12 protein-coding genes are annotated in these 14,048 nt (G+C 61.0%); 3 read left to right on the plus strand and 9 right to left on the minus strand.

Features of this window, described 5'->3' with window-relative positions; translation table 11 throughout:
• Window positions 1-8: 8 nt before the first annotated feature.
• The 4 genes from N1937_RS14665 to N1937_RS14680 form a co-directional block, all read right to left on the minus strand.
• Window positions 9-1,022 carry a Gfo/Idh/MocA family protein gene (locus N1937_RS14665; protein ID WP_260058962.1) on the minus strand — a complete coding sequence of 338 codons (1,014 nt, stop codon included), beginning with the start codon at window positions 1,020-1,022 and terminating at the stop codon, window positions 9-11.
• Window positions 1,023-1,069: 47 nt separating this feature from the next.
• Window positions 1,070-1,909 (minus strand): carbohydrate ABC transporter permease, encoded by an 840-nt coding sequence (locus N1937_RS14670; RefSeq protein ID WP_260056452.1) that lies wholly within the window; start codon window positions 1,907-1,909, stop codon window positions 1,070-1,072.
• A gap of 9 nt (window positions 1,910-1,918) precedes the next feature.
• A complete protein-coding gene (locus N1937_RS14675) occupies window positions 1,919-2,866 on the minus strand; it encodes a carbohydrate ABC transporter permease (protein WP_017965152.1) in 948 nt (315 codons plus the stop codon).
• Between the two features lie 217 nt (window positions 2,867-3,083).
• Window positions 3,084-4,343 (minus strand): ABC transporter substrate-binding protein, encoded by a 1,260-nt coding sequence (locus tag N1937_RS14680; RefSeq protein ID WP_017965153.1) that lies wholly within the window; start codon window positions 4,341-4,343, stop codon window positions 3,084-3,086.
• Window positions 4,344-4,869: 526 nt separating this feature from the next.
• Here N1937_RS14680 and N1937_RS14685 point away from each other — a divergent pair.
• On the plus strand, window positions 4,870-5,754 hold the full coding sequence (locus N1937_RS14685; RefSeq protein ID WP_026154238.1) for an N-acetylglucosamine kinase: 885 nt from the start codon (window positions 4,870-4,872) through the stop codon (window positions 5,752-5,754).
• Window positions 5,751-6,515, plus strand: a complete 765-nt coding sequence (locus N1937_RS14690; protein ID WP_017965155.1) for a GntR family transcriptional regulator — start codon at window positions 5,751-5,753, stop codon at window positions 6,513-6,515. The genes N1937_RS14685 and N1937_RS14690 overlap by 4 nt, the downstream gene beginning before the upstream one ends.
• A gap of 3 nt (window positions 6,516-6,518) precedes the next feature.
• On the opposite strand, the gene N1937_RS14695 is transcribed toward N1937_RS14690, so the two are convergent.
• From N1937_RS14695 to metH, 3 genes are all read right to left on the minus strand, one after another.
• Complete coding sequence (locus tag N1937_RS14695; protein ID WP_260056453.1) at window positions 6,519-6,920, minus strand: type II toxin-antitoxin system VapC family toxin; 402 nt, start codon at window positions 6,918-6,920, stop codon at window positions 6,519-6,521.
• Window positions 6,917-7,150, minus strand: coding sequence for a type II toxin-antitoxin system Phd/YefM family antitoxin (locus N1937_RS14700; protein ID WP_017965157.1), 234 nt, complete (start codon window positions 7,148-7,150; stop codon window positions 6,917-6,919). Before N1937_RS14700 ends, N1937_RS14695 begins: the two co-directional genes overlap by 4 nt.
• A gap of 304 nt (window positions 7,151-7,454) precedes the next feature.
• Window positions 7,455-11,228 (minus strand): methionine synthase, encoded by a 3,774-nt coding sequence (metH, locus tag N1937_RS14705; RefSeq protein ID WP_260056454.1) that lies wholly within the window; start codon window positions 11,226-11,228, stop codon window positions 7,455-7,457.
• Between the two features lie 273 nt (window positions 11,229-11,501).
• Between metH and N1937_RS14710 the strand changes: the two genes are divergently transcribed.
• Window positions 11,502-12,761 carry an AGE family epimerase/isomerase gene (locus N1937_RS14710; protein WP_260056455.1) on the plus strand — a complete coding sequence of 420 codons (1,260 nt, stop codon included), beginning with the start codon at window positions 11,502-11,504 and terminating at the stop codon, window positions 12,759-12,761.
• Between the two features lie 9 nt (window positions 12,762-12,770).
• On the opposite strand, the gene N1937_RS14715 is transcribed toward N1937_RS14710, so the two are convergent.
• Entirely contained in the window at window positions 12,771-13,394 is a 624-nt protein-coding gene (locus N1937_RS14715) for a DUF2799 domain-containing protein (RefSeq protein ID WP_260056456.1), read from the minus strand.
• Window positions 13,395-13,527: 133 nt separating this feature from the next.
• Complete coding sequence (locus tag N1937_RS14720) at window positions 13,528-14,025, minus strand: heme-degrading domain-containing protein (protein ID WP_017965161.1); 498 nt, start codon at window positions 14,023-14,025, stop codon at window positions 13,528-13,530.
• Between the last annotated feature and the right edge of the window lie 23 nt (window positions 14,026-14,048).

Consider the following 14,048-nt stretch of genomic DNA (forward strand, 5'->3'; position numbering starts at 1 on the left):
GTCTTTCCTTATAATCTGACCGGCTGGCCGGTACGCACGCTCTCGTCGGCGGCAAGGCAGATGCGCAGCGACGCTACCGCATCCGCCATATGGCGGCCTAGGTCTAGATCCTCGCGGATCGCCCTCAGCATGAAGGCCTGTTCCAGGTCGCAGAGCGCCTGATGACCGGGCTCACCTTCCATCGTCATGTCCTGATCGGGTCGGATGAACTTGCCGTCCGAGCCTGTCTCGGCCGTGTGCAGACGGATCACCGAGGTCTTGGTGTGCGTGTCGATATCGTCGGACTTGGCGTTCGGATCCATGACGATCGACACCGCGCCTTTTGGCGACATCACATCTTTCACGAAGAAGGCGGTTTCCGAGATCATCGGCCCCCAGCCGGCCTCGTACCAGCCGACGGAACCATCCTCGAACAGCACCTGCAGGTGACCGTAATTATACATGTTGGCGGCGATCTCTTCCGACATGCGCAGCCCCATGCCGCGCACCTCGACAGCCCTTGCGTCGGTGATCTGGCACATGACGTCGACGTAATGCACGCCGCAATCGACGATCGGCGAGGTGGTGCGCATCAGTGACTTATGCGTCGCCCAGGTCGGGCCGCTGGACTGCTGGTTGAGGTTCATGCGGAAGACGTAAGGCGGGCCGAGCTTGCGCGCCTCCTCGATCAGCTTCATCCAGGAAGGGTGATGGCGAAGGATATAACCGATCACCAGCTTGCGCCCGGCCTTCCCCGCTGCGGCGACGACGCGCTCGGCGTCGGCGACCGTGGTTGCCAGCGGTTTTTCAACGAAGACATCACAGCCAGCCTCGAAAGCGGCGACCGCATAATCAGCATGGCTGTCGGAATAGGTATTGATCGAGCAGAGGTCCGGTTTCAGCTCGGCGAGCGCCGTCGTGAAATCGGGATGGATCGTATAGCCCTGCAGCTCGGGCTCCAATTGCGGCGTCGAGCGGTTGACGAGACCGACGATCTCAAAACCTGGATTGTTGTGGTAGGCAAGCGCATGGCTGCGGCCCATGTTGCCGAGGCCGGCAACGAGGACGCGGATCGGCTTTTCGGATTGGCTCACTTGACGGCTCCTGACGTGATGCCGCGGATCAGTTGCCGCGAGAAGATGACGTAGAGGACGAGGATCGGCAGGATCGCCAGCGACAGCGCCGCCAGCACCGCGTTCCAGTTGGTGACGAACTGGCCGATGAAGATCTGCGAGCCAAGCGTCACCGTCTTGGTGGCCTCGGAAGGTGCGAGGATCAGCGGGAACCAGAGATCGTTCCAGATCGGGATCATGGTGAAGACGGCGACCGTCGCCATGGCCGGGCGCACCAGCGGCAGCACCAGGCGGAAGAAGATCGCATATTCTGAAAGCCCGTCGATACGCCCGGCATTCTTCAGGTCGTCCGAAACCGTGCGCATGAATTCCGACAGGATGAAGATCGCCAGCGGTATGCCCTGCGCGGTATAGACGAGGATCAGCGCCGTCAGCGTATTGACGAAGCCGGCCGCCACCATGCCCTGCAGGATCGCCACCGTGCCGAGACGGATCGGGATCATGATGCCGATCGCCATGTAAAGGCCGAGCAGCATATTGCCGCGGAAGCGATACTCAGAGAGCGCAAAGGCCGCCATGGCGCCGAACAGCAGCACCAGCAGGATCGAAACGATCGTGACGATGAAGCTGTTCTGGAAATAGGTGGCGAAATCGCCCTGCCCAAGCACCGTCTGATAGCCGACGAGGCTGAAGGTCGACGGCGTCGGGATCATCAGCGGCTCGCGGAAGATCGAGGCACGATCCTTGAACGAATTGACGATGGTCAGGAAAACAGGAAACAGCGCGACCAGCGTATAGGCGCTGAGCGCCAGATGCACGAGGCCGGTGCGGATGGGAGATGTGCGTGCCTTGGACATGCGCGCTCCTCAGAACTGGTAGCGACGCATGCGCCGCTGGATGACGAAGAGATAAAGCGAGACGCCGGCGAGAATAATGAGGAACATCACCGTGGCGATCGTCGCACCCATCGAGCGGTCGCCGAGCTGAAGCTGGAAACCGAAAAAGGTGCGGTAAAGCAGCGTGCCGAGAATATCGGTCGACATGTCAGGTCCGGCGAGCGCCCCCTGCACGGTATAGATCAGGTCGAAGGCGTTGAAATTGCCGACGAAGGTCAGGATCGAGATGATGCCGATCGCCGGCAGGATGAGCGGCAGCTTGATTTTCCAGAACTGGGCCCAACCGGTGATGCCGTCGCATTCCGCCGCCTCGATCACCTCTTCGGGGATGCTGAGCAATGCGGCATAGATCAGCATCATCGGAATGCCGATATATTGCCAGTTCGAGATCAGCGACACGGCGATCAGCGCAGGACCGGATTGCCCGAGCCAGGGTGCGAAGGCCCACTTCATGCCGACAAGGCTCATCAGCCAGGGAGCTACACCCCAGATCGGCGAAAGGATGAGCTTCCAGATGAAGCCGACGATGACGAAGGAGAGTAGCGTCGGCAGGAACATCGCCGTGCGGTAGAAGGCAACGCCGCGCAGCTTCGGCACCGAAAGCAGGGCGGCAAGCGCCACGCCGATCGGGTTCTGCACGCACATGTGGATGGCAAAGAAGATCAGGTTGTTGACCAGCGCATTCCAGAAATCGCGCGCCCAGCGCGCATCGCCGAACAGCACCTTGAAATTCGCCAGTCCGACGAAGGCCGGCTGCCCATCGACCGTATTGTAGAGCGAAAGCCTGAGCGTTTCGATGAGCGGCAAAACCATGACGGCGGAATAGACGATCAAGGCCGGCAGCATGAAGACGAAGATGTGCCAGCGCACCGGGCGCCTGATCGGGACGATATCGACCGCGTTGTCGGTTTCGCTCATGGCTTTTGCCTGTTCTTGTCGACTGGCCGCAAGGCGCAGCACAGGTGGAAACGATTGCGCCTCACCCTAACTCTCTGCCACCTGGAAAGAGAGGAAACGCCCCTGCTGAGAAACGATATCGGGCTGGGAGGTCGCTGCGAGTCTCCTTCTCCCCGCCAGCGGGGAGAAGGTGGCCGGCAGGCCGGATGAGGGGCTGCAAACGCCGCCCCTGATCACATCACTTGGCCGGCTTGTACCAGCTGTCGAGGCCTTTCTGGAGCTTTTCGGCAGCAACCGCAGGCGTATCCGTGCCGTTGATCACGTTGGCCGATTCGACCCAGGTCTCATTTTCAAGGTTCGGCGTGCCGCGTGACAGGATCTGGTAGGTCGAGCGCACCGTCGACTTGTACGGGCCGCGCCAGGAAACGAATTCCTGAGCAAGCGGATCGGACATCTTGACCGCGGTGGAGTTCAGGCTGAAGAAGCCCGGCAGCGAGTTGGCGTAGATATCGGCGAACTCCGGCGAAGCGACCCAGCTGAGGAACTTCTTGGCTTCTTCGGCATGGGTACTCTTCGCGTTCAGGGCGACACCGATATCCGGGTGGTCGGAGATGTAGCCCGTGTCACCTGCCTTTGGAACCGGTGGCGGGAAAGCACCCATCTTGAACTGAGCCTGGCTGTTGAACAGCGCGATTTCCCATGAACCGGCCGGATAGATCGCTGCACGACCGAGCGTGAACAGGTTCTGGCTATCGGAGTAGGTCTGGGCTTCAAAGCCGTCGCCGAGATAGGGCTTCCACTTGGCAAGCTCTTCAAAGGGCTTGACCCATTCGGGATCCGTCAGCTTCTGCTTTCCTTCGATCAGAGCCTTGCGCCCCTCTTCGCCCTTCCAGTAGTTGGGGCCGATGTTCTGGTAGCCCATGGTGGCGGCTTCCCAGAGATCCTTCGTACCCATGGCGAGCGGGATGTAGGTGCCGTCGGCCTTGATCTTGTCAAGCGCTGCGTAGAATTCGTCCTGGGTCTTCGGCACCGAGATGCCGAGCTTGTCGAAGGCATCCTTGTTGTAGATGAAGCCGTGGATGACCGATGCCATCGGCACGCAGAAGGTCGACTTGCCGTCGTCGGTGCTCCAGGCGGCCTTGGCGACCGGCGAGAAGTTCTCCATGCCAGGCAGGCTCGTGATGTCAACGAGCTGCTTCTTGTTGAAGAGTTCGAGCGAGGCATCGAACGGACGGCAGGTGATGATATCGCCTGCGGAGCCGGCATCGAGCTTGGCGTTCAGCGAGGCGTTGTATTCGGTCGGCGCGGTCGGCGAGAAGACGACCTTGATGCCCGGGTTCTTCGCTTCGAAGGCCGGGATGATCTTTTCCTGCCAGATCTGCAGGTCGTCGTTACGCCAGCTTTCGACCGTCAGCGTGACGTCGGCTGCATGGACGAGCCCCGCTGAAGTCAGCAGACTGGAGGCAAGCAGCAAGCTTTTCAGAGCAGTGTTTTTCATTTCCCTCTCCTGTTTTAAGCGCCGCTAGGCGCTGTTTTCGATCTGAAACAAGCAATTGGTGTGTCTGAGGCAACACCCAACGCCCCTTGGAGGACCGTCAGCAATGCCGATCCCGAAAGCTCGACGGACACGAAGGCGGACGCCTGCGGCCGAACTGCGCGCCTTCCCGGCTACACCGGGAGCGGCGAAATGATGGGGGAAAGCCGATGGATGCCTGAACCTCGCCACCAGCTTGACGGGCCGGCAGGTCGTTCTCTTGATCATCCTCGAAGCGGTTCCGGCTCGGCTTAACTGCCGATTTTCGTGGGCCTCGAAGTGCTGTTCCCTTGTTACCGAATTAAGGCCAAAAAAATACCAATTGTCCAGCCGAATTTAACTTTTTGGCCAGATAAAATCGATTTAAAAATTTTATTAAGTGATATCAACATGATAAAAATATGGATTTTCCCCATCATTCCCACTTGGTAAATGGTATTTTTTTGGTATTGTATTGAAAACGATGGCGAACGGCACATTCGGAGGCCCGATGACGGAGCTTGCAATCGGCATAGACGGCGGCGGAACGAGCTGCCGGGCCGCAGTCACGGACAGGAACGGCAATGTCATCGGCCGCGGCAAAGCCGGCCCTGCCAACATTTTGTCGGATCTGGAAAATTCTCTTCTCAACATCATCGAATCCGCCCGGCAGGCGCTCGGCGATGCCGGGCTTGCCGCTGAAACAGTTTCCTCCGTCGCAGCCGTCGTCGGCGTCGCCGGCGCCAATGTCGGCGATTACGGCAGGCGAATCGAAAAGGCCCTGCCCTTTGCCGAAGGCCGCGTTGTCACCGATGCGCTGATCGCCCTGCAGGGCGCGCTGGGCGATGCCGACGGCATCGTCGGCGCCTTCGGCACAGGCTCGGTCTACAATGCCCGTAGGGATGGCCGTCTGAACGGCATCGGCGGCTGGGGTTTCGTTGTCGGCGACCAGGCAAGCGGTGCCCGTCTGGGCCGCGATCTCCTGGAACGATCGCTGCTCGCCCATGACGGGGTGCGCCCGGCATCGCCGATCACCGACGCGGTCATGACCGAATACGGCAACGATCCCGAGCGCATCGCCGAATTCGCCCATTCGGCAAGACCGAAGGATTTTGCCCGTTACGCCCCCACCGTCTTCGAACATGCGGCTAAGGGCGATGCCGTGGCAGTCGCCATCGTCACGGAGGCGGCAACGGCGATCGGCGAAAGTCTCGAAGCACTGCTCTGGCCCGAATGCCCGTCGATCTGCCTGCTCGGCGGTCTTGCCGAAGCTTATGAGCCGTGGCTTTCTGAACGTTACAAGCCTTTGCTTGCCAGACCGAAGGGCGATGCCCTGCAGGGCGCAGTGGAGCTTGCGGTCAAGCTCATGAACGACGGCCAGAGAGGTGCGGCATGACCGATGACCTCGCCACCCTCCTTTCTCTGGAGCGCCTGCAGGCAGCCGGCACGGGGCCGCTCTACGTCAAGCTGCGCCGCACGCTCGAAACAGCCGTGCGCACCGGCACGCTTGGTCACGGCGATGCGCTGCCGCCGGAACGCGACATCGCCGAATTCGCCGCCGTCAGCCGCGTCACCGTGCGCAAGGCGATCGACGAACTCGTCGCCGACGGCCTGTTGGTGCGCCGTCACGGTTCGGGCACCTTCGTCGCCAAGCCGGTCTCCAAGGTCGAGCAGCGCCTGTCGCAGCTTACCTCCTTTACCGAGGATATGGCGCGCCGCGGCATGTCCTCGCGCTCCGAATGGCTGCATAAGGGCATCCACACCCCCTCGCCCGACGAGATGATGATCCTTGGCCTCGGTACCGACGTCAAGGTTTCGCGTCTCTCCCGTCTGCGCATCGCCGACGACCAGCCGCTGGCGATCGAGAATGCCAGCGTCTCCGGCGAGTTCCTGCCCGATCCCGCAGCCGTCACCAATTCGCTCTATGCCGAGCTCGAACGCCTCCAGGTCCGCCCGGTGCGCGCGGTGCAGCGTATCTCGGCAACCAATATGAAGGAGGCCGACGCCCAGCTTCTCGGCGTCTCGGTCGGCGCGGCTGGCCTGTCGATCGAGCGTATCTCCTACCTGGGCTCTGGCCGCGCCGTCGAATTCACCCGCTCGCTCTATCGCGGCGATGCCTATGATTTTGTCGCGGAACTGACGATTGCAGTGACGTAAGACCTACCAGAGGCGGGCGATCCAGAGCTGATTTCCGACAAGATCATCGAAGATCGCATCGGGGGAGATAAGCGGTATCCCATTCTGCATGGCGGTCGCGGCAAGAAACCGGTCGAACGGATCGCGATGTGTCCAGTCCATCATGGCTGCGGTCAGACAGATTTCCGGTGTCAATGCCGCGGCAATGCCACCCTGTTCATGCAGCAGTTCCGGCAACCGGCCAATGAAAGGCTCCATCTCCGGCCATTTGCCGAGATCAACCTTCTGCCCGATTTCAAATAGCGATATTGGGCTGACGAAAATCGTCTCCGCTTTTTCGATCAGAGCAATTGCCTTGGCCGAGAGCCGCTCATCGCCGATCAGCGACCATGCCCAAGCATGGGTGTCGAGCAGGAGCGAGTTCACTCGCCCCCTTCCCAAGGCGCAAGCTCGTCTTGATCCATGGGCTCAAAAAAGTCGGGGCCATTTCCAACAACTTGTCCCTTGAGCAGACCGATCTTGAAGGAAGACTGCACAATCGGAATGATCTTCACGACAGGCTTGCGTCCCTTGGCGATCACCACTTCCTCACCGGAAAGGGCAGCGTCGATCAATTTCGACAGATTGGTCTTTGCGGCATGGATGGTAACTTGCATCGTCGCTCTCATTAGCTAACTTGGCTAAGCATACCACCTCATCGTCAATTCCGCTATCAAATTCAAATAGCCTGAATGGGGGTAATTATGAGCGGCATCAAAGTCATAAAGCCGGAAGGTGAACCCCTTCCGGCTTTTCATTTGTTGAATCAATCTCTGAGGACGCCGCCATAGAACAGGATGATTTTAGGCCGGTCGGCCTAAAATCATCCTGTTCTACATTATATAGTTAGAGCATGATGTCGTCCGAAAACCGCTCACACTTTTCGGCATCATGCTCTAAGCGACCGCGAAGACTCGGCAATCAGGCCGCGTCCTCGATCTGCTCGTCCGTCTTGCGCGGCACATAGTTCAGCACCGGTCCGAGCCAGCGCTCGACTTCAGACACCGCCATCTGCTTGCGCGCCGCATAGTCTTCCACCTGATCGCGCTCCACCTTGGCGACGCCGAAATAATAGGAGTCGGGATGGCCGATATAGAGGCCGGAGACCGAGGAGCCGGGCCACATCGCATAGCTTTCCGTCAGCTTCACGCCGGCTGCTTTTTCGGCGTCTAGCAGTTTGAACAGCGTTGCCTTTTCGGTGTGGTCGGGCTGAGCAGGATAACCGGGCGCCGGGCGAATGCCGGCATAGGCTTCGGTGATGAGATCCTCCTTGCTGAGCGTCTCGTCCTTGGCATAGCCCCAGTATTCGCGTCGCACCTGCTCGTGCATGCGCTCGGCAAAAGCTTCGGCGAAGCGGTCGGCCAGCGCCTTGACGAGGATCGACGAATAATCGTCGTTCGCCCGCTCGAAACGCTCGGCGATGGCGATTTCCTCGATCCCCGCCGTCACCACGAAGCCGCCGACATAATCCTGTACTCCGCTTGTGACAGGTGCCACGAAGTCGGAGAGTGCCACGTTCGGCCGCCCGTCCCGCTTCGAAAGCTGCTGGCGCAGCGTATAGAAGGTCTCAAGCTCGTGTTTGCGGCTCTCGTCCGTGAACAGCCGGATATCGTCGCCGACCGCGCCGGCCGGCCAGAAGCCGATGACGGCGCGCGGGCGGAACCACTTCTCATCGATGATCTTCTTCAGCATCGCCTGCGCATCGGCCCAGAGCGCGCGCGCCGCCTCGCCCTGCTTCTCGTCGTCGAGAATGGCCGGGTACCGGCCGCGCAGCTCCCAGGTCTGGAAGAACGGCGTCCAGTCGATGTATTTGGCAAGCTCAGCCAGATCGTAATCCTCGAACACCTGCGTGCCGAAGAACTGCGGCTTCACCGGCTGGTAGGCAGACCAGTCGATCTTGTGGGCATTCTCGCGAGCCCGGGGCAACGGCAGGCGCACCTTCTCGGCCTCGCTGCGCGCATGGGCGGCCGCCACCTTGGCATATTCAGTGCGGATATCGTCGACATAGCTCTGGCGCGTTTCCGGCGACAGCAGTGCGGAGACGACGCCGACGGCGCGGCTCGCATCGGTGACGTAGACCGTCTGCCCCTTGTTGTAGCCGGGATGGATCTTCACGGCCGTGTGCACGCGGCTGGTCGTTGCCCCACCGATCAAAAGCGGGATCTCGAAGCCCTGGCGCTCCATCTCGGCGGCGACATGCACCATTTCGTCGAGTGACGGCGTGATCAAGCCGGAGAGGCCGATGACATCGACCTTCTCTGCAATGGCCGTTTCGAGGATCTTCGTCGCCGGCACCATGACGCCGAGGTCGACGATCTCGTAATTGTTGCAGGCAAGCACGACGCCGACGATGTTCTTGCCGATATCGTGCACGTCGCCCTTGACCGTCGCCATCAGGATCTTGCCGGCCGACCGGCGTTCCTCGCCGCCATTGAGACGCTTTTCCTCTTCCATGTAGGGCAGCAGCACGGCCACCGCCTGCTTCATCACGCGCGCCGACTTGACCACCTGCGGCAGGAACATCTTGCCCGAGCCGAACAGGTCACCGACGACGTTCATGCCGGCCATCAGCGGCCCTTCGATGACGTGCAGCGGCCGAGCGGCCTGCTGGCGCGCCTCCTCGGTATCGGCCTCGATATATTCGGTGATGCCGTTGACCAGCGCATGCTCGAGGCGCTTCTCGACGCTCCATTCGCGCCAGGAAAGATCCTGGACGCGGCCTTCGCGTGCCGCGCCGCCACGGAATTTCTCCGCCACTTCGAGCAGCCGCTCGGTTCCGTCGGGACGGCGGTTCAGCACCACGTCCTCACAGGCTTCGCGCAGTTCGGGATCGATGTTGTCGTAGACAGCAAGCTGGCCGGCATTGACGATGCCCATGTCCATACCCGCCTGGATGGCATGGTAGAGGAACACGGCGTGCATCGCCTCGCGCACCGGCTCGTTGCCGCGGAACGAGAAGGACAGGTTCGAAACACCGCCCGAAATATGCACCAGCGGCATGCGCTCGCGGATCGTCCGCGTCGCCTCGATGAAGTCGACGCCGTAGTTATTATGCTCCTCGATGCCGGTCGCGACAGCGAAGATGTTCGGGTCGAAGATGATGTCCTCGGGCGGGTAGCCGATCTTTTCGGTCAGCAGCTTGTAAGCGCGCGTGCAGATATCCACCTTGCGCTGGTAGCTGTCCGCCTGCCCCGTCTCATCGAAGGCCATGACGACAACGGCAGCGCCGTAATTGTGCAGCAGCCGCGCCTGGGCGAGGAAATTCTCCTCGCCTTCCTTCAGCGAGATCGAATTGACGATCGGCTTGCCCTGGACGCGCCTCAGGCCGGATTCGATGATCGAGAATTTCGACGAGTCGATCATGACCGGCACACGGGCGATGTCAGGCTCGGCGGCGATCAGGTTGAGGAACTCGACCATCGCCTTTTCGGAATCGATCAGCCCTTCGTCCATATTGATGTCGATCACCTGGGCGCCGTTCTCGACCTGGTCGCGGGCGACATCGAGCGCTGCGGTGAAATCGCCGTTGGTGATCAGCTTGCGGAAGCGGGCCGAGCCGGTGACGTTGGTGCGCTCGCCGACATTGACGAAGGGGATGTCCTTGGTCAGTTCGAAAGGTTCGAGGCCCGACAGCGACATGAAGGGGCGATGCTCCGGAATCGGCCGCGGCTTGTATTTCGCAACGGTCTCGGCGATCGCCTTGATGTGCTCCGGCGTCGAGCCGCAGCAGCCGCCGACGATATTGACGAGGCCCTCGCGAGCGAAGCCGTCGATCTGCGCCGCCATCAGTTCCGGCGTTTCGTCATACTGGCCGAATTCGTTTGGCAGGCCGGCATTCGGATAGGCGCAGATGAAGGTGTCGGCAACACCCGAAAGCTCCTGCAGATGCGGGCGCATCGCATTGGCGCCGAGCGCGCAGTTGAGGCCGATCGTGAAGGGATTGGCATGGCGCACCGAATTCCAGAAGGCCGACGGCGTCTGACCAGACAGCGTGCGGCCGGAAAGATCGGTGATCGTGCCCGAGATCATCACCGGCAGGCGCACGCCCTTGGCCTCGAAGCGCTCCTCACAGGCGAAGATCGCAGCCTTGGCGTTCAGCGTGTCGAAGATCGTCTCGATCAGGATGATGTCGGCGCCGCCGTCGATTAGACCGTCGATCTGCTCGCCATAGGCGGAACGCAGATCGTCGAAGGTGACGGCGCGGAAACCGGGGTTGTTGACATCGGGCGAGATCGAGGCGGTGCGGTTGGTCGGCCCGATGGCGCCGGCAACGAAACGGCGGCGGCCATCCTCGCGCTCGGCGCGCTGTGCCGCCCGGCGCACGATCTCCGCACCTTCCTTGTTGAGGTCATAGACGGCACCTTCCATCTCGTAATCGGCCTGCGCGATGCGGGTCGAAGAGAAGGTGTTGGTCTCGAGAATATCGGCGCCGGCCTTGGCGTATCTGTAATGGATCTCTTCGATCGCGTCCGGCTGGGTCAGGATCAGAAGGTCGTTATTGCCCTTCTGGTGACAGGCGCAGCCGATGAAGCGCGTCCCGCGAAACTGGTCTTCGTCATAGCCGAGACCCTGGATCTGCGTGCCCATGGCGCCGTCGAGAACAAGGATGCGCTCGCTCGCGGCTTGTCTCAAAGCTGCGAAAACTTCACTGCCGTCACGTTTGCCCGTTTCCGGACCAAAGAGATTATCAAACACGGGAAGGCTCCTTGACGTCGTAAGACCAGACAGTCCAAATCACATAAAGATATCTTTATGTCAATATATGCCTGTCAATTTCGTGCTTTGTAAGCCTACAGCGCCGCGCGTCTTTTCAGACGCGCAAAGGACGTTGTAATAGTTTTGAATCGACGCATCGTGCCTCCGAAGAACGATCCCGCTTTGCGGGCCAATGCGATAGCCGGATGACAGACTCGTCCGACCCCTATATAGGCGTTTACAACGCTTTGTGCACGAAATCGGAGGAGCATCATGGCACCCGCAACCGGCAACGCCGTGCTTGGAAACTGGACGACCCGCGCCTATCACCGCGGCTGGCTGCTGACCCAAGCGAACGGTCTCTTCGATTTCTTCCAGCACAATTCGGTCAATCCCAAGGGCGGCTTTTACGATCTCGACGACGAAGGTAGGCCTCTCGACGCCGAGGGCCAGGTTCGCGGCATCCATATCGCGGCGCGCGCGGTGCATTGCTTCTCGATCGGTGCGCTGCTCGGGCGCCCCGGAGCCTCCGACGTCGTCGACCACGGCATGGACTATATCTGGAACCATCATCGCGACCGGAAAAACGGCGGCTATTTCTGGTCGCTCAACAATGACGGTCCCGTCGATTCCGACAAGCAGGGCTATGGCCATGCTTTCGTGCTGCTCGCCGCCTCAGCGGCAAAGACCATCGGCCATCCGCTTGCCGACGGCATGCTCGCCGATATCACCAAGATCCTCAACACGAAGTTCTGGGAAGCGAAGCACGGCGCCATCGCCGAGGAATTCACCGCCGACTGGCAGCCGCTCGACGGCGGCGCCTATCGCGGCCAGAACTCCAACATGCACCTGACCGAAGCACTGATGGCCGCCTTCGAAGCCACCGGCGACAGGGAATACCTGACCAAGGCCGAAAGCATCGCCGATCTCGTCATCCGCCGCGCCGCCGGTTCGGTGGACTGGCGCGTTGCCGAGCATTTCGACGCCGAATGGAACCTCGACAAGACTTACTATCATCCGAACGAAATGTTCCGCCCGGCCGGCACGACGCCCGGCCACTGGCTGGAATGGGCCCGCCTCATCCTGCAGCTCTGGGCGCTCGGCGGCAAACGGATCGAATGGATGCCGGATGCGGCCAAGGCGCTGTTCGCCCAATCCATGGCGCTCGGTTGGGACAACGACAAGGGCGGCTTCTTCTATACGCTCGATTGGGACGACAAGCCCGCCAAGCGCAACAAGCTCTGGTGGCCAGCCTGCGAAGGTGCGGCTGCCGCACATTTCCTCAACGAGCACCTGCCCAGCGATTTCCATGAGGAGAGCTACCGCAAGATCTGGAACGTGCTCGAGCGCGCCTTCATCGATCACAAGAACGGCGGCTGGCACGAGGAGCTGACGGAACATCTCGTTCCCTCCCACTCGCTCTTCCCCGGCAAAGGCGATATCTATCACGCCCTGCAGGCCTGCCTCATTCCGCTTTTCCCGGCAACGGGCAGCCTGACAAAGGGCATCGCCGAGGCCGGCGGGAAGCTCTGAGGTCGGGGATCAGTAACCCGGCGCCGGCAGTTCGGCGTTCGGGTTCAGCTGGAACCATCCGACGTCACTGCTGATACGGTCGAGTTCGTCCTGCACGTCGCGCTGATCGCGGCGGATGTCGTGCATGTCGTCTTCCAGATCCTCGATCCGCCGGCGAAGTTCCGTGCGGTCGCCATCCTTGGCATCCCGCAGCTTGTCGGAAAGATCGTCGATATCAGTCTCCTTCGAACTATAATCGTTCTGCATCGAGCTAAGGCGTGACTGCAGCTCGTGCTGCTTCCTGCCGAGGCCGAAGCCGCGCAGGAAACCGGGCGCGGTCTCCGGCGGGCAGACATTGGCGTAGCCGCTGCCCGCCTGGCCGCGCGCAAGCCCGCTGAGTGGCGTGCAGTAGCGCACCAGCCCCGTTTGATATCCCTGAAACCAGATTGTCTGATCGGGCACGATCTTGATCCGCTCGCAGGATTTCGCATGTGCGGCGAAGCGCTGTTGCGGCTCGTAGCCCGCCGCCCCGTCGCTCTCGCCGATTACCCGCCAGTCGGCGGCGACGCATTCCTCCTTGGACAGCGTATTGCAGGAGACAAGGAAAAGGCCGAAGCCGATGGTGACGGCAAGCGCAAGAAACAAACGGATCATGGCGTCCCGGGTAGGATGAAGGAGGGCGATGCCGCATCCTAGCCGCAGGACAAGTCCGCGTCACCGGAGCGGCGACGCGATTTTGCAGTTTTCATGGCTTTTTTCTGTCAAAATTACGGCGGGAGAGGCCTCTTCAAAGCGTCGGGGCGAGCCGCAGCGTATCCAGATCCTTGGCGAGCATCAGCGCCAGCGCCTCGACCGCGAGATTGTGGTCGTCACGCTGCGGCAGTCCCGAGACGGTGACCGCGCCGATGCAGCCGGTACCCTTGACGTTAATCGGGAAACTACCGCCATGCGGCGCATAGTCGGCGCCGGAAAGCCCGTTATCCTCGACCGTCTTGCCATCCTTCTGAAGCTTCAGGCCGCAGGCATAGCTGCTGCGGAAATAACGCAGCACCATATTGCGCTTGCGCCGGACCCAGTTGACGTTATCAGGCGTTACACCCGGCAGTGCCGCATAGAAGACCGGCATCGAATGCAGGGTCACGTCGATCGCGATGCCGAGGCCGCGCTCGGTGGCGAGTTCCTGCAGGAGTTTGCCGAGCTGCCATGCCGTCGTCAGGTCGAAAGCGTCGAAGCTCAGCACTTTCTCCTGCTCCGCGATCCGGCTGAGATCGTCCTCGATTATCATGGGTAAAGCGCTCCTCTGCCGCG

Origin of the sequence: Rhizobium sp. WSM4643, assembly GCF_025152745.1 — a bacterium.
GTDB lineage: Bacteria > Pseudomonadota > Alphaproteobacteria > Rhizobiales > Rhizobiaceae > Rhizobium > Rhizobium leguminosarum_I.